Genomic DNA, 20,894 nt, shown 5'->3' on the forward strand with positions numbered 1-20,894 from the left:
CGAGGTCCCGGATCCGGCCGGCGTGGGCGCCGGTGCCGCAGCCGAGTTCGAGGCACGGTCCCCGGCGAGCCCAGGTCGCCGCTCTGCCTACACTGGACACATGAGCAAGCGCTTAGTGACCCTGGGGGACTCGTTCACCGAAGGCGTCGGTGACGACGACCCCGCCGCCCCGAACGGGGTGCGGGGGTGGGCCGATCGCGTGGCCGAGCAGCTCGCCGCGCGCGAGCCCGGGTTCCGGTACGCCAACCTCGCGATCCGGGGCAAGCTGATGCCGCAGATCCTGGGCGAGCAGCTCGAACCCGCGCTGGCCATGGCACCCGACCTCGTCACCCTCTACGCCGGCGGCAACGACCTGATGCGGCCCAAGGTCAACATCGACGGGCTGATGGTCGACTACGAAGCCGCCGTCGCGCGGATCCGGGCGACCGGGGCGCGGCTGGTGCTGTTCACCGGGGTCGACGGGGTCGAGGACGCGCTGTTCCGCAGGATGCGGGGCCGGGTCGCCATCTACAACGAGTTCGTCCGCGCCATCGCCGTCCGCCACGACGCCCTGCTGGTGGACATGTGGGCCATGCGGCAGCTGCGCGACCGGCGGCTGTGGGCGCCGGACCGGCTGCACCTCAACCCGTACGGCCACACCGAGGTCGCCATCGCCGTGCTGGCCGCGCTCGGCGTCGAACACCCGCTGACCGCCACCGAATTCGGGCCGCGCGAGGTGCTGAGCCCGGCCGCGCGCCGCAGTCAGAACCTGAAGTGGGCGCAGGACCACGCGCTGCCGTGGGTGCGCCGGCGGCTGCGGGGCGAGTCCTCCGGCGACACGCTCACCGCGAAACGCCCGGCGCTGGCGCCGGTGGACTCAGCGCCGCTGCCCCGCTGACGGGCGGAGGCCGTCGAAGAGGATCGCCACGGCCCGGTCGCGCAGGGGCGCGTCCGGGCCCGCGTACTCGGCGGCCCGCGCGACGCCGATGATCACCGGGATGAGCTCGCCGGCCACGAGGTCGCCGCGGACCGCGCCGGCATCCTGCGCCCGCGACAGCAGCACGCCCAGCGCCGACATCAGCCGCGCGCCGATGTCGGACTTCGCCACCGGGACCGTCACCCCCGCCGCGGTGAGGGCTTCGAAGTAGGCGTTCTTCGCGCTCGACATCTCCACCCAGCTGGTGAGGAAGGCGAAGAACGCGGCACCCGGGTCCGCGGACTCCGCCTCGACGGCGGCCTCGGCCTCGTCGACGAACCGCCGCAGGCGGGCGAAAAGCACCGCTTCGAGCAGCGCCTCCTTCGTCGGGAAGTGCCGGAACACCGTGCCGATGCCGACGCCGGCGACCCGCGCCACCTCCTCGGTGGGGGCCCCGGTGCCCTTGGCGGCGAACACGCTCTCGGCCGCTTCCAGCACGCGCGCCCGGTTGCGCCGGGCGTCGGCGCGCAGGGGTTTCGACGCATCGGGTTCAGCGGCGGCGGGGTTCACCACCCGATGGTAGCGGGGGCGGCCCGGGCAGCGTGTCCAGCAACCGGGCCAAGGCCCGCGGCACGTGGGAGCGCCAGCCCGAGCCCATGATCCGCCGCGAGACGCGCTGGGACTCGTCGTCCGGGTCGAATCCTTCGTGGCTGAGGAACAGCCGGGTGCCGGTACCCTCCGGTTCGAGCCGCCAGGTGACCGTCCACTGCGGACCCCAGCGGATGCTGAGCTTGCGCTCGGGCTCGGCTTCGAGGACCTCGCACGCCACCGGGCCGCCGGCGAACCCGGCCGCCGGCACCGGCTCGGCCAGCAGCTCGAACCGGTGCCCCACCACGGGCCTGATGTCGTTGGGCATGCCGAGCCAGCGTTCGAGCAGGTCCGGTTCGGTCAGGGCCCGCCACACCTTGGCCGCCGGGTGGGCGAGGAACTGCTCGACGTGGACCGCGGCCGGATCGTCGTCGGTCACCGGTCGTCCTCCTCGTCCAGCAGGTCGCGCAGGGCGGCGAGTTTGGTGCGCCAGAAGCGCTCGTACGGGGTCAGCCAGTCCGCGACCTCTTCCAGCGGGGCGGCGTCGAGGCGGTAGACGCGGTTGCGGCCCTGCCGCTGCTCGGTGACCAGGCCCGCCTCCCGCAGCACCCGCAGGTGTTCCGAAAGGCTGGGCCGGGCCATCGCGAACCGCTCGGCGATCGCGCCGGCGGCCATCGGGCCCTCGAGCAGCAGCCGCAGCACCTCGCGCCGCGCCGGGCTGGCCAGCGCGGCGAAGACGTCGTCGTTGACCGGCATCAGCGCGGCACGGCGCCGAAGTCTGACGGCTCGAGCAGGCCGAGGGTGTGGCCGTCGAGGTCCCGGAACGACGTCGCGCGGCCCCACGGCCGGGTTTCCGGGTCGGCGACCTCGACCCCGGCCGCCCGCAGCGCGGCGACGTCGGCGTCGAGGTCGGTGGACTGCAGCTGGAAGTGCTGCGGCCCGCCGCCGACGCCGGTGACCTGCTGGTCGGTGAGGACCACGCCGGTCTTCGCCCCCCGGGGCGCGACCAGCACGAACCGGCCGCCTTCGGGCGTGCGGCGGTCGACGAGGGCTTCGAAACCGAGCTTGCCGACGTAGAAGTCCCGCGCGCGGACGTGGTCGGCGACCGGCAGGGTCAGGAACTGCACGTGGGTGATCGTCATGCCACCGACATTACGTAGGAGATCTCCTACGCGTCAAGCGGGTCGCCGAACCAGCGTTCGAGGGCGGTCCGCAGGGCCTTGCGGTCCGCGTCGTCGGGGGTGGCCGAGCCGGACGCCCAGGCCACGTACCCGTCGGGGCGGACCAGCAACGCCGTCACCTCGTCCGGTGCCACGCCGGGCACGAGCTCGATCCGGTCGCGCCAGCCGCGCAGCTCGTCGCCGAGCGAGCCGGTGAAGTCCAACAGCACCGGCCGGGCCGCCCGGGTCAGCTCGGCCGGGACGAGGTCCGGGGCCCAGCGGCCCTCCAGCGGGTGACCGGTGGCCGGCTCGTACCGGACGTCGGCGCCGGACATGAGGTCCGCGATGTGCCGTACCGCGGTGGGCAGCCGCAGCAGCTCGCCGAACAGCTCGCGCAGCGCGGTGACGTCGCGGCCCGGCGCGACCAGCGCGGACTGCGCCTGGGTGTGCATGACGACGCGCTCGGCCACCGGACGACGTTCACTCTCGTAGGTGTCAAGCAGGCCCGCGGGCGCCCAGCCGTGCAGCGTGGCGGCGAGCTTCCAGCCGAGCCCGGCGGCGTCCTGCAGGCCCAGGTTGAGGCCGGGACCGCCGATCGCGGAGTGGACGTGAGCGGCGTCGCCGACCAGGAGCACGCGCCCTTCGCGGAACTTCGCCGCCAGTCGCGTGTTGCGCCCGCGCAGCCGCCGCAGCAGGTGCGGTCCGTCCCCGGCCGGCGGCTCGATCGGCAGGGCGAAGCCGAGGACCCGTTCGACGCTCGCGCGCAGTTCGTCGAGGGTCATCGGCGGCTCGTCGCCGGGCTCTTCTTCGCCGTCGGCCCGCTCCATGCTGCTGATCAGCGGGCCGGCGGGGAACGGCGCGTAGACGAACAGGCCGGTTTCGGTGCGGTAGTGGAAGAACGGCGGGATGACGCCGTGTCCCGGAACGCGCAGGCCGCCCGAGGCGGGATCGGCGAATTCCGCGGGCACGGTGGCGTTGGCGGTGTAGGAGAGCGAGCGGTCTTCGGTGACGCCGGGGAAGTCGATGCCGGCGAGCTTGCGGGTGACGCTGCGGCCGCCGTCGGCGCCGACGTGGTACCGGGTCCGCAGCCGATAGGGCCCGTCGGGGCCGTCGACTTCGAGGGTGACGGCGTCGGCGTCCTGGGTGAGGCCGGTGAGCTCGTGGCCGCGGCGGACCTCGATGCCGAGTTCGGCGGCGCGTTCGCCGAGCATCGCCTCGACGCGCCGCTGCGGCACCTGGAGGATGTGCAGCGGGTTGGGGTCGGCGAGGGTGAGGTCGAGCCGCATCCCGCCGAAGACGAACGCCGGTGCGGGCGGGGAAAGCGGGCCGGCCAGCCGGTCGTGCAGGCCGCGGCGGTCGAGGAGGCGCACGACCTGGCCGACGAGACCGTTGGCGCGGTTTTCGGTGGTCGGCTCGGGCAGCCGTTCCAGGACCAGCGGGCGGATCCCGGCGAGGGCGAGTTCGCAGGCGAGCATGAGGCCGTTGGGACCGGCTCCGGCGATGACGACGTCTTCCATGGCGGAACTCCTCGTGGTGGCAGGGAAAATGGGCACGCCGAAGCAGCCCGGCGTGGCCCGGGCGTGTGCGGCGAGGTCTAGCGCGGGGCGGGCAGGCCGGCGGCGAGCCGCCCGAACACGTCCCGCAGGACGCTTTCCATCGACTGCGACGGCTCGGCGAGGAGCCACTGCTGGGTGACGACGTTGAGCGCGGCCCCGACGACCCCCGCGACGAGCCGCGGGTAGACGTCCCGGGCGACATCGGTGCCGGTGCGTTCGGCGACGACGAGCGCGAACTCCGCTTCGGCCGCCGCGCCGGCCTTCTGGAACTCGCCCTGCAGCGTGGGTTCGGCGACCATCAGCCGCAGCCCCTCCACCCACGCCCGGTCGGCGACGCCCTTGCTGGGCAGGGGTTCGCCGAGGGCGAACCCCTCGAGGGCGGCCTGGGTGATGGCGTCCCAGATCGGCTCCCCGGCCGGCCGTTCGCGCAGCGCGGCGGCGATCGCCCGGGCCCGGTCGTGGTGCCGGGCGACGATGGCCTCGCCCTTGCTGCCGAAGTAGTTGCTGAAGGTCCGGGTGGACACCCCGGCTTCGGCGGCGATGTCTTCGATGCGGACGTTGTCGAAGCCGCGTTCGACGGTCAGCCGGATCGCCGCCCAGCTCAGCGCGATGCGCGTTTCGTGCTTCTTGCGCTCCCGGAGACCGGCGCGGTCGCTGTCCATGGGTTCACCGTACCGAACTTTGCCTAATCTGCAAAGTTGCCTAGTCGGCAAGTTTAGTGGCCGGTGCGCCACCGAGGAAGGCCGCGTACCGGGCCGCCGCGTCGCTGTCGACGACGGGTGGGACGTTGCTGTAGCGGCCGTCGGTGCGATCCCGCTTCGGACCGGACAGCCAGAACTCCTCGCCGGTCTCGACGTCGACGAAGTTGGCGTCGTAGAGGCCCGGCCACCGGCGCAGCTCGCGGCCGTGGACGTACGCGGTCCGCCAGGTCTTGGAGAACCGCACCCAGGCGATCCACGACGGCCCGCGATCGGTGTCGTGGCCCGTCTTGAGCTGGAGGTACATGATCCGGCGCGGCATGCCCCGAGGGTAAGGAGCACCGGCCCCCGCGCGCGCCCGGTTTTTCCGGCGCTTCGTCACGCACCGGACGAGAAACGCGTCATCGATCGCCGAAACCGTCGACGCGCGTCACACTGTTGTGTGACACCGGTCACCGGAGGTGGTGGGGAATGGTTCTGGGCGACAACGACGTCACTCACAAGGTGGCGCCGGACAGCAAGTCGGGGCGGGTTCAGGTGCGGCGGGCGGCGCTCGCCAGCGCCATCGGCACGACCATCGAGTGGTACGACTTCTTCCTCTACAACACCGCGGCGGCTCTGGTCTTCCCGCACCTGTTCTTCCCGGCGTCGAGCGCGTACGCGGGCGCGATGCAGTCGTTCGCCACCTACGCGGTCGGGTTCGCCGCGCGGCCGGTCGGGGCGGCCGTCTTCGGCCACTGGGGTGACCGGATCGGCCGGAAGGCGACACTGATCGTCACGCTGCTGCTGATGGGCATCTCCTCCGGCGTGGTCGGGCTGCTGCCCGGGACCGCGGCGATCGGGATCGCCGCCCCGCTGATCCTGGTGCTGCTGCGGCTGGTGCAGGGCATCGCCATCGGCGGCGAGTGGAGCGGCTCGGTGCTGCTCGCGATGGAGTGGGGTGACCAGCGCAAACGCGGCCTGCTCGGCAGTTTCGCGCAGATCGGCGTCCCGGTCGGGCTGGTGCTGGGCACCGGCGGCATGACGCTGCTGTCGGCGACCCTCTCCCCCGACGCGTTCGACTCCTGGGGCTGGCGGATCCCGTTCCTGCTCAGCCTGGTGCTGGTCGCGGTCGGGCTGGTGATCCGGCTGAAGATCCTCGAGACGCCGATGTTCGCGAAGCTCGTCGAGAACGGGCAGACCGCCCGCACCCCGGTGCTCGACGCGATCCGCCACCACTGGCGGGAGATCCTGCTCTCGGCCGGCGTCCGGTTCAGCGAGCAGATGCCGTTCTACCTGTTCACCAGCTACGTCCTGATCTACGTCGTGGCCCGGCACGACTTCAGCAAGACGTTCGTGCTCAACGCGGTCCTCGTCGGCGCCGCGTGCGAGCTGGCGCTGATCCCGCTGTTCTCGTCGCTGTCGGACACCTTCGGCCGCAAGCGGGTCTACCTGTGCGGGGCGGTGCTGACCGGGCTGATCGCGTTCCCGTACTTCACGATCCTGGCGCACGGCAGCCACGCGCTGGTGTTCGTCGCGGTCGTCGTGTCGTTCGTCCCGCACGCGCTGCAGTACGGCCCGCAGGCGGCCCTGATCGGCGAGAGCTTCCCGACGCACCTGCGCTACGGCGGCGCCGGGCTCGGCTACCAGCTGGCGTCGGTGTTCGCGGGCGGCCCGGCGCCGCTGCTGGCGACGTGGCTGCTGCACACGACCGGGACGCCGTACTCGATTTCCGGGTACATCGTCCTGTCCGCGGTGGTCACCGTGCTGTGCGTGATCTTCCTGCGGGACCGCTCGAAGGCCGACATCGACGACGTCACCGTCTACCAGCGCACCTGACCACCCGAATCTGCCGCGGCGGGGGGGGGGGTGTGTAAAAGGGTTTTTAAAATTTTGTTGAAAAACAAGACGGCCGGGCGGGGGGGGAGCGGCCGACCAACACTGGCACAACAACTTTATCAAACCCCCCCCCGAGCCGCGGCAGGGTGCTCAGCGGCGCGGGCCCTGCGGACCGCCGAAGGGCGGCTGCTGCGGGAACGGGCCGGTGCCCGGGTTCTGCTGCGGGCCGCCGAACTGGCCGGGCGGCGGGGCCTGCGGCGGCGGGCCCTGGTACTGGCCACCCGGGGGCGGGCCGGCCGGGGCCTGCGGCTGGGGCAGCGCCGGCTGGCCGCTCTTCGGGGTCGACGGCGGCTGCGGCGGGGGCACGGCCTCCGTGCCGCGGTCCTCGTCGGCCCCCGGCTCGCCCTGCGGCTGCGCCGGGCGCGGGATCGACGGCCGCGCGGGCGGCGACGAAGACGCCCCGATCGCCGGGACCTCCTTGCGCGCCACCGCTTCGGCGGCCGCGACGGCCTCGGCGACCTTCGGGTCGCTCTTGGTCTCGAACCAGTCGGCGACCTCTTCGTCGTCGAGGTCGACCTTGGCCGGGACCTCGTCGTCCTTCGGCGGCTCGTACCGGAACACGCCGTCGTCACCCGGGGCGCCGAGCGCACGGGCGAAGCCTTCGAGGGCCTTGCCGTAGTCGCTGGGGATCATCCAGACCTTGTTCGCGTCGCCCTGGGCCATCTGCGGCAGCGTCTGCAGGTACTGGTAGGCCAGCACCTCCGGGGTCGGGCGGCCGGCCTTGATCGCGGCGAACACCTTCTCGATCGCCTTCGCCTGGCCCTGCGCCTGCAGGTAGCGCGCGGCCCGCTCACCCTGGGCCCGCAGGATGCGGGACTGCCGCTCGGCCTCGGCGGCGAGGATGGTCGCCTGGCGGGCACCTTCGGCGGAGAGGATCTGGCTCTGCTTCTGGCCTTCCGCGGTCTTGATCGCGGACTCCCGCTGACCTTCCGCGGTGAGGATCATGGCGCGCTTCTCACGGTCGGCGCGCATCTGCTTCTCCATCGAGTCCTGGATGGAGGGCGGCGGGTCGATCGCCTTCAGCTCGACGCGGCTGACGCGGATGCCCCAGCGGCCGGTCGCCTCGTCCAGCACGCCGCGCAGCTGGGTGTTGATGGAGTCGCGGGAGGTCAGGGTCTGCTCGAGGCTCATGCCACCGACCACGTTGCGCAGCGTGGTGGTGGTCAGCTGCTCGACACCGACGATGTAGTTGGAGATCTCGTACACCGCGGCGCGCGAGTCGGTGACCTGGAAGTACACGACCGTGTCGATCGACACCGTCAGGTTGTCTTCGGTGATCACCGGCTGCGGCGGGAACGAGACGACCTGCTCGCGCAGGTCGATCCGGGCGCGCACCTTGTCCAGGAACGGCACGAGGATGTTGAGGCCGGGCGAAGCGACCGTGCGGAACCGGCCGAGCCGCTCGATCACGGCCGACTGCGCCTGCGGCACCACCATGACCGCCTTGGCTATCGTGATGATCACGAGCAAGGCCAGCGCGATGACCAGCCCGATCACAAATCCGGTCAAGAGATCTTCCCCTTACCTAGTACCATTCTTGCGCGGTTGACGGCGTTTCGGGTGCCGCGGGCGGGCGCACCGCGAGCTTGAGGTCCTTCGTGGTGATGCCCCAGCGGCCGGTGGTGTCGTGCAGGACCGTCCACACTGTACGGTGCAGGTCCCCCGGCGCGGTGACGGCGCGCTCGGCCGTGGTCAGGCCCGCCTCCTGCCGCAGCGCGGTGCGCGTCAGCTGCTCGATCGCCAGCGCCGGGTTCGCGATCCCGTAGGCGGCCAGGCGCGGGTCGGTGACCACGAAGGTGACCTCGAAGCCGACGAGGACCTCCTGCCCGTCGCCGGCCGCGACGGGGCGGGGCGGGCTGGACAGGATCTGCTCGCCGACGTCGACGCGGGCTCGGACCCGGTCGGCGAACGGGAGCACGAAGTGGCGGCCGGGGCCGAGCACGGTGCGGAACTTCCCGCCGCGTTCGATCACCGCGGCGTGGCCCTCGCCGACGATGACGAGCCCGAGGCTCACGGCTCCGCCGACACGACGGCGGTGGCGCCGGAGATCTCGACGACGGTGACCGAGGTGCCGGGCTCGATGGGCGGGAGGTGCTCGCCGAGGCTGCGGGCCGACCAGACGTCGCCGCCCAGTTTCACCCGCCCCGCCTCGGCGTCCACTGTGGACAGCACGACGGCGCGGGCGCCGATCAGCGCGTCGATGCCGGTGTGGTGGGCCGGCCCGGACAGCAGGCGCCGCTTGAGGGCGGGCCGGACCAGCAGGAGCATGCCGACCGAGGCGACCGCGAACACGGCGACGTCGATGAGCAGGTTCCCGGTGAGCAGTTCGGCACCCGCCCCGAACAGCGCGGCGACGCCCAGCATGATCAGCACGAAGTCGCCGGAGACGACTTCGGCGATCATCAGGGCGATGCCGACGATCAACCAGACCAGTGCCCAAGCCATGGCTTCATGCTCTCAGATCGCGCCGGTTCGCACCGGCGCAGTGACGGGACGTAACCTTCGCGTGACCTTGGACAATTCGGACATCTAGCCCTCTTCCGCCGGTTCGGTGACGAAGTCGATGAGCCGCTCCACGGCCCCGATGAGCGGGGTCTCGAGGTCGCGGAAACTGCTCACCCCGCTGAGGACACGTTGCCAGCCTTCGAAAGGTTGCCCCCAGCCGAGCGCGTCGCAGATGCCCTGCTTCCACTCGGTGCCGCGGGGGATCTTCGGCCACGCCCTGATCCCGACCGCCTCGGGGCGCACGGCCTCCCAGACGTCGATGTAGGGGTGGCCGGTGACCAGCACGTTCGCGTCCCGGATGGCGCCGACGAGCCGGGATTCCTTGCTGCCGGGCACCAGGTGGTCGACCAGGACACCGAGGCGGCGGCCGGGGCCGGTGCCGAACTCGGCGATCCGGTCGGCGAGCACGTCGACACCGTCGAGCGGTTCGACGACGACGCCTTCGACGCGCAGGTCGTGGCCCCAGACGCGTTCGACGAGCTCGGCGTCGTGCTTGCCTTCGACCCAGATGCGCGAGTCGCGGGCGACGCGGGCCTTCAGCCCTTCGACGCGTACCGAGCCGGACGCCGAGACCCGCCGGGCCGGGGCCTTCGCCGGCGCCCGGTACGGCACGAGGGTGACCGGCTTGCCTTCCAGGAGGAACCCGGCGGGGACGAGCGGGAAGACGCGGTGGCGGCCCTTGGCGTCCTCGAGCACGACGTTGCCGTACTCGATCTTCACCACGGCACCGCAGTAGCCGCTGGCCGGGTCCTCGACGACCAGGCCGGGTTCGGCCGGGACTTCGGGCACCTTCTTGCGGCGCCGGCCGGCGAGCACGTCGTCATAGCGTTGGGAGCGCACGACCCCGGAACCTAGTGGCCGCGGCTGCGCGGCCGGGGCATGCCACGCCGGTCAGCGCGCCATCTCCAGCAGGGCGTCGGTGAACGGCGTGTGCTCACCGCGGCGCAGCAGCGGGTGGGCGGCCAGCGGCGCCAGTGCGGCGCACCACGCGCGGGCGCGCCCCGCGTCGAGGCCGGGCAGGTGCGGGCGGAGGGCCTCGATGCCGTCGTCGAGCGTGCCGCCGGCGGCCTGCGGCAGGTAGAGCCAGTCGGCGAGGTCGAAGGCCGGGTCGCCGACGCTCGGGCGCGGGTCGATGGCGACCACACCGCGGCGGGGGCCGGCGTCGAGGACGTTGCCGGGGTGCAGGTCGCCGTGCACGACGGCGACCGGGCCACCGCGAGCGAGGTCGAGGGCCCGGCCCCGGGCACGGGCGAGGAGTTCCGGCGTCAGGTGCCGCTCGGCGGCCGAGCCGGCGACGGTGCGCTCGGTGATGTCGAACATGAAGGTCACGCGGTCGGTCAGCGGCGGCAGGCCGGGCGGGGGCGCGACCGAGTGCAGCTCGGTGAGCAGTGCGCCGATCTGCGGCCACGGGACCGGCCGGCCGCGCAGTTCGGTGCCGGGCAGGAGGCCTTCGAGCAGGATCGCCCCGGCGCCGAGGTCGGTGTCGAGCACCTGCACCGCCCGCGCGCACCCGGCCCAGGCCCGCAGGCCGGCGACCTCCAGCCGGGCGACCTCGGGGTCCGGGGTGAGCTTCAGGACCTGCAGGTCACCGCCGGGTCCGGTGCACAGCAGCGTGCGCCCGGTGTTGCCGGGCCGGGCCTCGCGGACGGTCAGCCCCACCGCGCGCTCAGCCGGGCCACCAGGTCCGGGAACGTGTCGCACCACGGCTGCGCCAGTTCCGCGCCGAAGCGGCCGACGAGCCGGGCGCGGGTGGCGGCGTCGATCAGAACAGGGGCCACGGGATGGCGCGCCAGTCGTCACCCGGTTCGGGGAAGATGCCTTCGGCGAGCAGCAGGTCGGTGCGCTCGGCCAGGGCGCGGATCTCGAACTTCGTGATGTGCTCGGCGAGGGTCTTGCCGAGGCCGCCGTCGAGCTCCGACCGCAGCTTGCGCAGCTTCTCGACGGTGTCCGGCGGCACCGGCTCGCCGATCCAGCCCCACAGGACGGTCCGCAGCTTGGGGTCGGTGTGCAGGCAGATGCCGTGGTCGACGCCGTAGACGTGGCCGTCGGTGCCGGGCAGCAGGTGGCCGCCCTTGCGGTCGGTGTTGTTCACGACGATGTCGAGCACGGCGAGGTCGCGCAGCCCGGGGTGGTCGGCGTGGGCGAGCACCGCGGGTTCGCCGAGCCGGTCGTGGGCGTGCAGCACCGGGCGCCAGCCGTCGGGGACCTCGTCCGGCGGCAGGACCTCCACCAGGTCGTCCTCGGTGGTCTCCACCCACAGCTGGACCATGCCGGGGCCGAACGGGCCGTCGCGCAGCACGGTCGGCGGGATCGCGCCGATGCCGGTCGTGCCGGCGATGATCGCGGTGGCGACCTCGCGCCCGGCCAGGGTGCCGTCGGGGAAGTCCCACAGCGGCCGCTCCCCCGACACCGGCTTGTACACGACCCGGCCGGTGACGCCGTCGAGCTCGATGGCGCAGAACAGCGTGACGTTGGAGGCGTCGACGAGCCGGCCTTCGACGTCGATGCGGCCGTGGGTGACGAGTTCGCGGGAGGCGGGGTCGGCCGGGGCAGGCGTCATGGTCAGTCTTCGCCCGCGTCGTCGGTTTCGCGCCGGTAGCCGTTCTGCCGGGGGCAGATGTGCCCGGTCGGGTCGAGCGGCTCGCCGCAGAGCGGGCACGGCTTGCGGCCGGCGTTGACGACGCGGTCGGCGCGCTCGGCGAAGGCGCGGGCGGCGGCCGGGCTGAGGAAGACGCGGACGGCGTCCGGGCCCTCTTCGGTGTCGTCGAGCACGACGGTTTCGTCGACCTCGCCCTCGGTGATGGCGAGCAGCTCGATGACGACCGCGCTGCTGTCGGCGTCCCAGCCCAGCCCCATGGTGCCGACGCGGAACTCCTCCTCGACCGGCACGGTGAGCGGGTCGAGGTCGACGAGGTCGTCGGGCGCGTCGTCGGGGACGTCGGCGCCGAACCGGCTGGCGACCTCCTCCAGCAGCGAGCTCAGCCGTTCCGCGAGGACGACGACCTGCTGTTTTTCGATGGTGACGCTGATCGTGCGCACGTCCTCCGACGCCTGGAGGTAGAACGTGCGATCGCCGGGCTCGCCGACGGTGCCGGCGACGAACCGATCCGGCTGGCGGAAGACGTGGATTACGCGAGACATAGCACTGACGACCCTAGGCCACCGCCGCATGATCGGCATCCGCCGCCCCTGGTTCGCGGGGCCGCTAGCCTCGGGGGGTGTCTCGGATCTCGCCGTACGGAACCTGGTCTTCGCCCATCACCGCCGCCGCGGTGGCCGCCACCGGTGGTGGCCCGCAGTGGCTCGACGTCGTCTCCGGCGAGGTGTGGTGGGCCGAGGCGCGGCCCGGTGAACAGGGGCGGGTCGCGCTGGTCCGGGCTGTGCCGGGCGGCACCGAGGACGTGCTGGCCGCCCCGTGGAACGTCCGCAACCGGCTGCACGAGTACGGCGGGCGGCCGTGGGCGGCCGTCGACGGCGTCGTGGTGTTCACGCACTGGGCCGATCAGCGCGTGTACGCGCAGAGCGAAACCGGCGTGGTGCCGCTCACGCCGTCCCCGGCCGAACCGCAGGGGGTCCGCTACGGCGACCTGCGGGCCGGGCGCCCGGGTGAGGTGTGGGCGGTCCGGGAGCGCGGCACCGGGCCGCGGCCGACCGACGTCGAGCGGGCGCTGGTGGCGATCGCGCTGGACGGCGGCGGCGAGCGGGTGCTGGCCGCGAGCCACCACTTCCTGACCGTGCCGAAACTGTCGCCGGACGGGCGGCACGCGGCCTGGTTCGGCTGGGACCACCCCCTGATGCCGTGGGACGGCACCGAGCTGTGCGTGGCTCCCGTCGAGGAGGACGGCTCCTTCGGGCCGCACCGGGTGCTGGCCGGTGGCGCGGACGTCTCGGTGTGCCAGGTCGAGTGGGAGACGCCGACGTCGCTGCTGGCGCTGCTGGACCCGGACGGCTGGTGGAACCTGCACCGGATCGGCCTGGACGGCTCGGTGGTGACCGTCGCGCCGGTCGAGCAGGAGCTCGGCGGGCCGCTGTGGAAGCCGGGATCGCGGTGGTTCGCGGCCCTGGGCGGCGGGCGGTACGCGGTGCTGTCCTCGGGGCGGCTGGCGGTGCTCGACGAGGCGGACGGCTCGGTGACGCCGGTGGCGGGCGAGCTCACGGCGTGGTCTTCGACCGCCTTCGCGGTCTCCGGGGACGACGTGGTGGGCGTCGCGGGCGGCCCGGCGCGGGAGGCCGCGGTCGTGCGGGTTTCCCCGGACGGCGTGGTGACGGACCTGACGCCGCAGCCGGAGCTGCCGCACGCCTGCCTGCCCGAGCCGCAGGAGCGGGTGTTCACCACGGCGGACGGCGAGACCGTGCCCGTCGTCCTGTACCCGCCGCGGAACCCGGAGTTCACGGCGCCCGATGGCGAGCGGCCGCCGCTGCTGGTGCACGTCCACGGCGGCCCGACCGGGCAGCACCTGCCGGGGCTGGACCTGGAGATCGCGTACTTCACCAGCCGCGGGATCGGCGTGGCGGCGGTGAACTACGGCGGGTCGACGGGGTTCGGGCGCGCCTACCGCGAGCGGCTGCGGGGGCAGTGGGGCGTGGTGGACGTCGCCGACTGCGTGGCGGTGGCGGAGGCGCTGGTGGCGGCCGGGCTGGCCGACGGTGACCGGCTGGGGATCCGCGGGGGCAGCGCGGGCGGGTTCACCGCGGCGGCGTCGCTGACGACGACGAAGACCTACCGGGCGGGCACGGTGATGTTCCCGGTGCTGGACCTGGCCGGGTGGACCGGGGCCGGGGGCGACACGCACGACTTCGAGTCGCGGTACCTCGACGGCCTGGTGGGGCCGCTGCCGGAGGCGCGGCAGCGGTACGTGGAGCGTTCGCCGCTGGCGAACGCGGGCGCGCTGGCCGGGCCGGTGCTGTTCCAGCAGGGCCTGGAGGACCGGATCTGCCCGCCGGAGCAGGCGGACCGGTTCGTGGCCGGGCTGGCCGGGCGCGGGATCCCGTACGCCTACCAGCGGTTCCCCGGGGAGCAGCACGGGTTCCGGCAGGCGGCGACGATCGTGGCGGCGCTGGAGGCGGAGTTGTCGTTCTACGGGCAGGCGTTCGGGTTCGAGACGCCGGGTGTGGCGCGGCTGGAGTTGTCGCGGTGAGGCCGTCGCGGTTGCGGGCCGGGGACACGCTGGCGCTGGTGGCGCCGGCCGGGCCGGTGCCGGCGGACCTGCTGGAGAAGGCGTTGCCGGTGCTGCGCGGCTGGGGTGTCGAGGTGCGGGTCGGGCCGTGCGTGCGTGCTTCGCCCGGGGCGCCGCCGTACCTGTCGGCGCCGGACGCCGAGCGGGCGGCGGAGTTCACCGAGGCGTGGCTGGATCCGGGCGTGCGGTGCGTCATGGCGGCACGCGGCGGGTACGGCGTGCAGCGGATGCTGGACCTGGTGGACTGGCCGGTGCTGCGGGCGGCGGGCCCGAAGGTGCTGGCCGGGTCGTCGGACGTCACGGCGCTGCACCGGGCGGTGGACGTCCACTTGGGACTGTCCAGTTTGTTCTCCTCGATGCCGGCGAGCGTGCTGTTCGACGACTTCGCGCAGGAGCACCTGCGGCGGGCGCTGTTCGAACCGGAACGGAACGTGGTGGTCCGGGGTGGCTCGGCGCTGGTGCCGGGCCGGGCGTCGGGGGTGTTGACGGGCGGCAACCTGTCGCTGCTGGCGGCCGGGATCGGCACGCCGGAGCAGGGGTCGGCGCGGGACGCGGTGGTGCTGCTGGAGGACGTGACGGAGAGCGTGTACCGGCTGGACCGGATGCTCACGCAGCTGCTGCGCAGCCGCTGGTTCGACGGCGTCCGCGGGATCGTGCTGGGCTCGTGGGCGGCGTGCGGTGATCCCGCGGACATCCGTTCGCTGCTGCTGGAGCGGCTGGCGCCGCTGGGCGTGCCGCTGGTGGAGGAGTTCGGGTTCGGGCACGTGGCGTCGTCACCGACGTTGCCGCTCGGGGTGCCGGTGACGCTGGACGCGGACCTGGGGACGCTGACGTTCGACTCCCCCGCGCTGACGTGACGCCGGAAGAGGCGAAGGAGCGGTTCGCGGCGGCGCGGGTGGCGCGGCTGGCGACGGTGTCGGCTTCGGGGGTCCCGCACCTGGTGCCGGTGACGTTCGCGGTGCGGGGTGACGTGGTGGTGTTCGCGGTCGACCACAAGCCGAAGTCCTCGGTGGCGCTTCGCCGCCTGCGCAACATCGCGGAGAACCCGGCGGTGTGTTTTCTGGCCGACGGCTACGACGAGGACTGGGCGCGGTTGTGGTGGGCCCGCGCGGACGGCTTCGCGTGGGTGCTGCCGGAGGCCGAGCGCGCGAAACCGCTGTCGTGGCTGATGGCGAAGTACGAGCAGTACGCGCAGCGGCCGCCGGAGCACGCGGTGGTGGTGACGGAGGTCCACACCTGGCGCGGCTGGACGGGCTCGTGAGCGGCTCGTGAGCGGTAAGGCGCGTTAGAACGCGCCTTACCACTCACGAGCCTGGTCAGTCGCGGAGGAACTTCTCCGGGCGGCGCCAGGCGTCGATCAGGCCAAGCGGGTCCGGCCGCAGCAGCGACGCCGCCGAGTACAGGCTGGCCACCACGACCAGGGCGATGAACCACCAGTCGTACAGGGCCTGCTCGCCCGTCGGGTAGTACACCAGCGTCACGAACACCGAGACCGCCACCACCACGGCCAGGTGCCTCGGCTGCCACCTGAACGCCGACAGCAGCACGAAACCCCAGGTCAGGTACCACGGCAGGGTCGGCGGCATGAGGATCGCCACCGCGAGCAGGGAAATTCCCGCGCGGTAGACCGCCTCGGTGCCGCCGCCGCGGCCGAGCCACCACTGGCGGACGCCGATCGCGATCAGGACGAGCATGCCCAGCGCGCGGGCGACCGTGACGAACGGCGAGACCTGGACGTCCACGACCAGGTGGACCAGGTTGTAGAACACCTCGCCGATGCCGGTGGGGATGTTGAGCCAGTTCGCGATGAGCTGCGGGGCCTTCAACCCCGACCACCAGCCCAGGTTGAGCGAGCCGAGCGAGATCCACGTGCCGGCCACGAACACCGGGAGGAACAGGCCGACCGAGGCGGCGCCGGCGCGCAGGAAGTTGCGGACCTTGGACTCGCCCTCGAGGTGGTTGGCCCAGATCCAGACGAGGAAGGGCAGCGCGATCGCCGCGGTGGGCTTGATCAGCATGCCGATCGTCACCAGGACGACCGCGGCGACGTGCTTGCGTTCCAGGGCGGCGAGGACGCCGATGGTGAGGAACGCGAGCATCATCAGGTCGTTGTGCGGGCCGCCGAAGAGGTGGATGACCATCATCGGGCTGGCCACCGCGAGCCACAGCGCGACCGGGAGCTTGCCGCCGAGGTGCTTGACCAGCCGCGGCAGCGCCCACAGCGTCCCGGCCAGGCCCACCAGCAGCACGACGCGCATCAGGATGACGCCGAGGATCATGTTGTCGCCGGTGGTGGCGACCACGCCCTTGGAGATCAGCAGGAACAGCGGCCCGTACGGGGCCGGGGTGGTCTGCCAGAGCGGGTGGACGTTCTGCACCACGTTCGGCAGCACGTCGAGCTCGGCGGGGCCGTTGGCGTACGGGTCGAGCCCGTAGAGCAGCTGGGCGCCCTGGCCGAGGTAGGAGAAGACGTCACGGGTGAACAGCGGCGGCGACACCAGCAGTGGCGCCATCCAGCAGCCGGCCGCGACCAGCACCGGGCGGCTGCCGACGCGGCCGAGCAGCACGTAGCGGCCGAGGCGGACCCAGGCCCACACGACGAGGCCGAAGCCGGTGTAGAGGACGGCGTTGGCGAGCATGCGCCCGTGGCCGTAGCGGACCCAGGACAGCGGGCCGTGGCCGAGCACGGGGTCCTTGATGAGGATGCCGCCGGCGCCGAGGGCGGCGATCATCAGCAGCGTGCTGCCGACCGTGCCCATCGCGATCGTGCGGTACGGGAATCGCGAGGGCACGCGGAGCCGCTCGGCCAGTCCGGCCGAGGGCGTCTGTGCGGGGTCGGTGGTGGTCGCCATTTCCGTTCGGAGATTACACAACGCGCTCGTGTGGAGTTCCCGCAGTATCAGGTTTCGACGGTGCGGCGCTGAGCGGTGCCGCCGGGCAGGGCGGCGAGCAAGGATTTCGTGTACTCGTGCTGGGGGTCGAGCAGGACCTGTTCGACGGTGCCGGTTTCGACGAGCTCGCCGTGGTACATCACGGCGACGCGGTCGGCGATGTTCCAGGCCAGGCCCAGGTCGTGGGTGATCACCAGGGCGGCGAGGCCGAGTTCGCGCCGCAGCCGCAGCAGCAGCCCGAGGATCTCCCCGCGCACCGACGCGTCCAGCGACGCGACCGGTTCGTCGGCCACCACCACCGACGGTTCGAGCGCCAGGGCACCGGCGATGACGACGCGCTGGCGCTGGCCGCCGGAGAGCTGGTGCGGGAGCCGGTCGGCGTACTTCTCCGCCGGTCGCAGCTCCGCGGCTTCCAGGGCCCGGTGGACGACCGCGCGCTCGTCGGCGAGCTGGTGGATCCGCGGTCCCTCGGCGACGGCCTCGTACACCGTGTGGGCCGGGTTGAGCGCGCTGGTCGGGTCCTGCAGGACGAGCTGGACCTGACGGCGGTAGGCCTTGAGGCCCGCGCCGGAGGCGGGGACCGGCTTGCCGTCGTAGCGGACCACGCCGGAGTCGGGTTTCTGCAGGCCGAGCAGCGTGCGGGCGAACGTCGTCTTGCCGGAGCCGGACTGCCCGACCAGGGCGACGATCTCGTCGCGGGACACGGTGAGGTCGACGCCGGCGACGGCGTCGATGCGCTTGCCGGTGCGGTCGCGGAAGGACACGCGCAGGTTCTCCGCGGCCAGCAGCGGCTCCCCCGCCTCCCGGTCCGGCGGCTCGGGGGGCAGCGGGGTGCTGGTGGCCGGGGCGAAGCGGGACACCGGGTCGCCGACGGTCGGGAACGCCGCGGCCAGCGCGCGGGTGTGTTCGTGCTTCGGCGCGCCCATGACCTCGGCGCTGGGGCCTTCTTCGACGATCTGCCCGTCGTACATGACGGCGATGCGTTCGCAGGTGGCGGCGAGCACGGACAGGTCGTGGCTGATCATGATCAGCCCGATGTGCCGGTCGGCGACCAGCCGGGTGAGCAGGGTGAGGACCTGGGCCTGGACGATGACGTCGAGGGCGGTGGTGGGCTCGTCGGCGATGATCAGCCGGGGCGAGCAGGCCAGCGCCATGGCGATCATGACGCGCTGCTTCTGGCCGCCGGAGAGCTCGTGGGGGTAGGCGCCGGCCCGGCTCGGGGGCAGGTCGACCTGGGTGAGCAGTTCGGCGACGCGGGCGTCGACCTCGGTGTCGGTGAGGGCCTTGCCGGACGGCGGGTGCAGCCGGAGGGGTTCGGCGATCTGCTCGCCGATCCGGCGGACCGGGTTGAGGGCGTGCATGGCGCCCTGAAACACCACCGACGCTTCGGCCCAGCGGACCGCGCGCAGGCGGCCCCACTTCATGGTGGTGACGTCTTCGCCGTCGAGGAGGATCTCGCCGTCGATCTTCGCCGTGCGCGGGAGCAGCCGCAGCACGCTCATGGCGACGGTGGACTTGCCCGAGCCGGATTCGCCGGCGACGCCGAGGGTGCCGCCGGGGTCGAGGGTGAGGTCGACGCCGCGGACGGCGGGGACGTCGGAGTCCCCCACCGCGTAGGTGACGTTCAGGCCGGTGAGCTGCAGCAGCGGGGTGGTCACTTCTTCAACCTCGGGTTGAACACGGTCTCCAGGCCCCGGCCGACCAGGGTGAAGAAGAGGACGACGAGGACGATGGCGATGCCGGGCGGCAGCACGTTCCACCAGGCGCCGCGGCTGATGGCGCCGTTGTTGAGCGCGTTCTCCAGCACCAGGCCCCAGGTGACGGAGTTGGGGTCGCCGACGCCGAGGAACGACAGCGTCGCGTCGGCGATGACGGCGTTGCCGACGACCAGGGTGGTGTTGGCCAGGACCAGCGGCATCACGCCGGGCAGCACGTGCCGGCCGATGATGTGCAGGTGGCCGCCGCCGAGGGCGTGGGCGCGTTCGATGTAGGGGCGGCTTTCGATGGTGAGCGTCTGGGCGCGGACGAGCCGGGCGGTGCTGGGCCAGGCCGTGAGGCCGATGGCGATGATGATCGTGCCGACGCCCCTGGGCAGCACCGCCGAAAGCGCGATGGCCAGGATCAGGGAGGGCAGGACCAGGAAGAAGTCGGTGAACCGCAGCAGCGTCGCCGACACCCAGCCGCCGAAGTGGGCGGCGGTGATGCCGATCAGGGTGCCGATGACGACCGACAGCAGCGCGGCGGAGAACCCGACGAGCAGGGAGATCCGGGTGCCCCAGACGGTCATCAGCAGCACCGAGCGGCCGAAGTTGTCGGTGCCGAGCCAGAAGTCGCCGTTCGGCGGGGACAGCGGCGCCCCGGTGGCCTTGGTGACGTCGAGGCCGCTCTGGTCGCTGATCAGCGGCAGCAGCAGGGCGACGACGACGGTGGCGCCGAGCAGGACGAGCCCGGTGAGTGCGGCCCGCTGGCCGGCGAACTCACGCCAGGTCCGGCGCAGCGACGCGCGGCGGCGGGCCCAGGCGATCTGCCGGGGTGTCTCGGCGGTGGTCATGAGGTACGCACCCTGGGGTCGAGCACGCGGTAGAGCAGTTCCGCGAGCAGGTTCATCAGCACCACCGCGCTCGCCAGCACGGTGAAGACGCCTTGGAGCACCGGCAGGTCGGGTCCGTGCAGGGCGTCGTAGGTCAGCTGGCCCAGGCCGGGCCAGCTGAACACGGCTTCGACGGTGACCGCGCCGGCGACGACCTGGCCGAACTGCATGAACACCAGCGTGGTGGTGGGCAGCAGGGCGTTGGGGACGGCGTGGCGGCGGCGGACGAGGTCGTCGCGCAGGCCCTTGGCGCGGGCGGTGGTGAGGTAGTCGGCGTTCATCTCCCCCAGCAGCGACGACCGCATGATCAGCATGTACTGGGCGTAGAACACCGCCAGCAGCGTCACGCACGGCAGCACCAGGTGGTGCAGGACGTCGAGGGTCTGGGACAGGACGTCGGGGGCGGCGTCCGGGGAGTGCATACCGCGGCTGGGGAACAGGCCGCCGGTGACGACGAGCAGCATCAGGCCGAGCCAGAACTGCGGGACCGACCACAGCGTCAGGGCGAGCCCGGTCTGGCTGCGGTCGAAGAAGCTGTCCCGGCGCCAGGCCGCGCGGATGCCCAGCCACAGGCCCAGGACGACGGCGAGCAGCGTGGCGCTGCCGACGAGCAGGATGGTCGGCCAGAGCCGTTCGCCGATCAGGTCGGCGACCGGGCGGCCGTTGTTGAGCAGCCGGGATTCGCCGAGGTCGCCGTGCAGCAGGTTCCAGAAGTAGGTCCCGAACTGGACGAACACGGGCTTGTCGACGCCCATCTTCTCGCGCAGCTCGGCGATCTGCTGGGGGCTGGTGACGCGGTCGCGGGTCATCGCCGCGACCGGGTCGCCGGGCAGCATCCGGAAGAGGAAGAAGAACAGCACGATCACCAGCAGGACGCTGATGACGGCTTCGAGCAGTTTCCTGAGCACGAACCGGGCGGTGCCGGTCCCGCCGCGGTGCTCGCCGGGATCGGCGAG

General features: G+C 72.8%; 24 protein-coding genes. 5 read left to right on the forward strand and 19 right to left on the reverse strand.

The genetic code is table 11. The annotated features are described in order from the left end of the window. The first annotated feature begins 100 nt into the window (after positions 1-100). A complete protein-coding gene (locus tag ABZW17_RS40645; protein ID WP_354826458.1) occupies positions 101-877 on the forward strand; it encodes an SGNH/GDSL hydrolase family protein in 777 nt (258 codons plus the stop codon). Here ABZW17_RS40645 and ABZW17_RS40650 read toward each other — a convergent pair. The 7 genes from ABZW17_RS40650 to ABZW17_RS40680 form a co-directional block, all read right to left on the reverse strand. Then, positions 857-1,465: a TetR/AcrR family transcriptional regulator gene (locus ABZW17_RS40650; RefSeq protein WP_354826460.1), complete on the reverse strand. Its 609-nt coding sequence runs from the start codon at positions 1,463-1,465 to the stop codon at positions 857-859. The genes ABZW17_RS40645 and ABZW17_RS40650 overlap by 21 nt on opposite strands. After that, positions 1,446-1,922: an SRPBCC domain-containing protein gene (locus ABZW17_RS40655; RefSeq protein WP_354826463.1), complete on the reverse strand. Its 477-nt coding sequence runs from the start codon at positions 1,920-1,922 to the stop codon at positions 1,446-1,448. Before ABZW17_RS40655 ends, ABZW17_RS40650 begins: the two co-directional genes overlap by 20 nt. Continuing rightward, on the reverse strand, positions 1,919-2,239 hold the full coding sequence (locus ABZW17_RS40660; protein ID WP_354826466.1) for a metalloregulator ArsR/SmtB family transcription factor: 321 nt from the start codon (positions 2,237-2,239) through the stop codon (positions 1,919-1,921). Before ABZW17_RS40660 ends, ABZW17_RS40655 begins: the two co-directional genes overlap by 4 nt. Further along, a complete protein-coding gene (locus ABZW17_RS40665) occupies positions 2,239-2,625 on the reverse strand; it encodes a VOC family protein (RefSeq protein ID WP_354826469.1) in 387 nt (128 codons plus the stop codon). Before ABZW17_RS40665 ends, ABZW17_RS40660 begins: the two co-directional genes overlap by 1 nt. A gap of 26 nt (positions 2,626-2,651) precedes the next feature. After that, positions 2,652-4,160, reverse strand: coding sequence for an FAD-dependent monooxygenase (locus ABZW17_RS40670; RefSeq protein ID WP_354826472.1), 1,509 nt, complete (start codon positions 4,158-4,160; stop codon positions 2,652-2,654). 77 nt (positions 4,161-4,237) lie between these two features. Continuing rightward, a complete protein-coding gene (locus tag ABZW17_RS40675; protein ID WP_354826474.1) occupies positions 4,238-4,861 on the reverse strand; it encodes a TetR family transcriptional regulator in 624 nt (207 codons plus the stop codon). Between the two features lie 40 nt (positions 4,862-4,901). Then, a complete protein-coding gene (locus tag ABZW17_RS40680; RefSeq protein ID WP_354826477.1) occupies positions 4,902-5,219 on the reverse strand; it encodes a hypothetical protein in 318 nt (105 codons plus the stop codon). A gap of 149 nt (positions 5,220-5,368) precedes the next feature. Between ABZW17_RS40680 and ABZW17_RS40685 the strand changes: the two genes are divergently transcribed. Continuing rightward, positions 5,369-6,715 carry an MFS transporter gene (locus ABZW17_RS40685; RefSeq protein ID WP_354826480.1) on the forward strand — a complete coding sequence of 449 codons (1,347 nt, stop codon included), beginning with the start codon at positions 5,369-5,371 and terminating at the stop codon, positions 6,713-6,715. A gap of 150 nt (positions 6,716-6,865) precedes the next feature. On the opposite strand, the gene ABZW17_RS40690 is transcribed toward ABZW17_RS40685, so the two are convergent. The 8 genes from ABZW17_RS40690 to ABZW17_RS40725 form a co-directional block, all read right to left on the reverse strand. Beyond that, on the reverse strand, positions 6,866-8,284 hold the full coding sequence (locus tag ABZW17_RS40690) for an SPFH domain-containing protein (protein ID WP_354826483.1): 1,419 nt from the start codon (positions 8,282-8,284) through the stop codon (positions 6,866-6,868). 16 nt (positions 8,285-8,300) lie between these two features. After that, complete coding sequence (locus ABZW17_RS40695; RefSeq protein WP_354826486.1) at positions 8,301-8,789, reverse strand: SPFH domain-containing protein; 489 nt, start codon at positions 8,787-8,789, stop codon at positions 8,301-8,303. After that, entirely contained in the window at positions 8,786-9,220 is a 435-nt protein-coding gene (locus ABZW17_RS40700; protein ID WP_354826489.1) for an NfeD family protein, read from the reverse strand. The genes ABZW17_RS40695 and ABZW17_RS40700 overlap by 4 nt, the downstream gene beginning before the upstream one ends. Positions 9,221-9,304: 84 nt before the next feature. Beyond that, positions 9,305-10,120, reverse strand: a complete 816-nt coding sequence (locus ABZW17_RS40705) for a DUF3097 domain-containing protein (protein WP_354826492.1) — start codon at positions 10,118-10,120, stop codon at positions 9,305-9,307. A gap of 51 nt (positions 10,121-10,171) precedes the next feature. Next, positions 10,172-10,939 carry an aminoglycoside phosphotransferase family protein gene (locus tag ABZW17_RS40710; RefSeq protein ID WP_354826495.1) on the reverse strand — a complete coding sequence of 256 codons (768 nt, stop codon included), beginning with the start codon at positions 10,937-10,939 and terminating at the stop codon, positions 10,172-10,174. Next, complete coding sequence (locus ABZW17_RS40715; protein WP_354826498.1) at positions 10,930-11,058, reverse strand: hypothetical protein; 129 nt, start codon at positions 11,056-11,058, stop codon at positions 10,930-10,932. Before ABZW17_RS40715 ends, ABZW17_RS40710 begins: the two co-directional genes overlap by 10 nt. Beyond that, positions 11,043-11,840 (reverse strand): SCO1664 family protein, encoded by a 798-nt coding sequence (locus ABZW17_RS40720; RefSeq protein ID WP_354826501.1) that lies wholly within the window; start codon positions 11,838-11,840, stop codon positions 11,043-11,045. Before ABZW17_RS40720 ends, ABZW17_RS40715 begins: the two co-directional genes overlap by 16 nt. A gap of 2 nt (positions 11,841-11,842) precedes the next feature. Beyond that, positions 11,843-12,421, reverse strand: coding sequence for a DUF3090 domain-containing protein (locus tag ABZW17_RS40725; RefSeq protein ID WP_354826503.1), 579 nt, complete (start codon positions 12,419-12,421; stop codon positions 11,843-11,845). Between the two features lie 77 nt (positions 12,422-12,498). On the opposite strand from ABZW17_RS40725, the gene ABZW17_RS40730 reads away from it, so the two are divergent. Genes ABZW17_RS40730 through ABZW17_RS40740 form a run of 3 tightly spaced genes read left to right on the forward strand, consistent with a single transcriptional unit; the run spans position 12,499 to position 15,718 of the window. Next, entirely contained in the window at positions 12,499-14,418 is a 1,920-nt protein-coding gene (locus ABZW17_RS40730; RefSeq protein ID WP_354826506.1) for a prolyl oligopeptidase family serine peptidase, read from the forward strand. Then, positions 14,415-15,314: an LD-carboxypeptidase gene (locus ABZW17_RS40735; RefSeq protein WP_354826509.1), complete on the forward strand. Its 900-nt coding sequence runs from the start codon at positions 14,415-14,417 to the stop codon at positions 15,312-15,314. Before ABZW17_RS40730 ends, ABZW17_RS40735 begins: the two co-directional genes overlap by 4 nt. Then, positions 15,311-15,718, forward strand: a complete 408-nt coding sequence (locus ABZW17_RS40740; protein ID WP_354826511.1) for a TIGR03668 family PPOX class F420-dependent oxidoreductase — start codon at positions 15,311-15,313, stop codon at positions 15,716-15,718. The genes ABZW17_RS40735 and ABZW17_RS40740 overlap by 4 nt, the downstream gene beginning before the upstream one ends. Positions 15,719-15,773: 55 nt before the next feature. Here ABZW17_RS40740 and mptB read toward each other — a convergent pair whose 3' ends face one another. From mptB to ABZW17_RS40760, 4 genes are all read right to left on the reverse strand, one after another. Continuing rightward, entirely contained in the window at positions 15,774-17,309 is a 1,536-nt protein-coding gene (mptB, locus tag ABZW17_RS40745; protein WP_354826514.1) for a polyprenol phosphomannose-dependent alpha 1,6 mannosyltransferase MptB, read from the reverse strand. A 47-nt stretch (positions 17,310-17,356) separates the two neighbouring features. After that, complete coding sequence (locus ABZW17_RS40750) at positions 17,357-19,006, reverse strand: ABC transporter ATP-binding protein (protein ID WP_354826516.1); 1,650 nt, start codon at positions 19,004-19,006, stop codon at positions 17,357-17,359. After that, positions 19,003-19,899 carry an ABC transporter permease gene (locus ABZW17_RS40755; protein ID WP_354826519.1) on the reverse strand — a complete coding sequence of 299 codons (897 nt, stop codon included), beginning with the start codon at positions 19,897-19,899 and terminating at the stop codon, positions 19,003-19,005. Before ABZW17_RS40755 ends, ABZW17_RS40750 begins: the two co-directional genes overlap by 4 nt. Beyond that, positions 19,896-20,894, reverse strand: a 999-nt coding sequence (locus ABZW17_RS40760; RefSeq protein WP_354826522.1) for an ABC transporter permease, incomplete at its 5' end; no start/stop codon positions are given. The genes ABZW17_RS40760 and ABZW17_RS40755, both read right to left, overlap by 4 nt.

The sequence above is a fragment of the Amycolatopsis sp. NPDC004625 genome, from assembly GCF_040609695.1.
Taxonomy (GTDB): domain Bacteria; phylum Actinomycetota; class Actinomycetes; order Mycobacteriales; family Pseudonocardiaceae; genus Amycolatopsis.

Excerpts from the sequence above, each read along its gene's own strand:
- ABZW17_RS40645 (WP_354826458.1), top strand. The coding sequence starts at position 101 with ATGAGCAAGCGCTTAGTGACCCTGGGGGACTCGTTCACCGAAGGCGTC.
- ABZW17_RS40700 (WP_354826489.1), bottom strand. The coding sequence starts at position 9,220 with ATGGCTTGGGCACTGGTCTGGTTGATCGTCGGCATCGCCCTGATGATC.
- ABZW17_RS40680 (WP_354826477.1), bottom strand. The coding sequence starts at position 5,219 with ATGCCGCGCCGGATCATGTACCTCCAGCTCAAGACGGGCCACGACACC.
- ABZW17_RS40670 (WP_354826472.1), bottom strand. The coding sequence starts at position 4,160 with ATGGAAGACGTCGTCATCGCCGGAGCCGGTCCCAACGGCCTCATGCTC.
- ABZW17_RS40685 (WP_354826480.1), top strand. The coding sequence starts at position 5,369 with ATGGTTCTGGGCGACAACGACGTCACTCACAAGGTGGCGCCGGACAGC.
- ABZW17_RS40660 (WP_354826466.1), bottom strand. The coding sequence starts at position 2,239 with ATGCCGGTCAACGACGACGTCTTCGCCGCGCTGGCCAGCCCGGCGCGG.
- ABZW17_RS40675 (WP_354826474.1), bottom strand. The coding sequence starts at position 4,861 with ATGGACAGCGACCGCGCCGGTCTCCGGGAGCGCAAGAAGCACGAAACG.
- ABZW17_RS40725 (WP_354826503.1), bottom strand. The coding sequence starts at position 12,421 with ATGTCTCGCGTAATCCACGTCTTCCGCCAGCCGGATCGGTTCGTCGCC.
- ABZW17_RS40755 (WP_354826519.1), bottom strand. The coding sequence starts at position 19,899 with ATGACCACCGCCGAGACACCCCGGCAGATCGCCTGGGCCCGCCGCCGC.
- mptB (WP_354826514.1), bottom strand. The coding sequence starts at position 17,309 with ATGGCGACCACCACCGACCCCGCACAGACGCCCTCGGCCGGACTGGCC.
- ABZW17_RS40665 (WP_354826469.1), bottom strand. The coding sequence starts at position 2,625 with ATGACGATCACCCACGTGCAGTTCCTGACCCTGCCGGTCGCCGACCAC.
- ABZW17_RS40720 (WP_354826501.1), bottom strand. The coding sequence starts at position 11,840 with ATGACGCCTGCCCCGGCCGACCCCGCCTCCCGCGAACTCGTCACCCAC.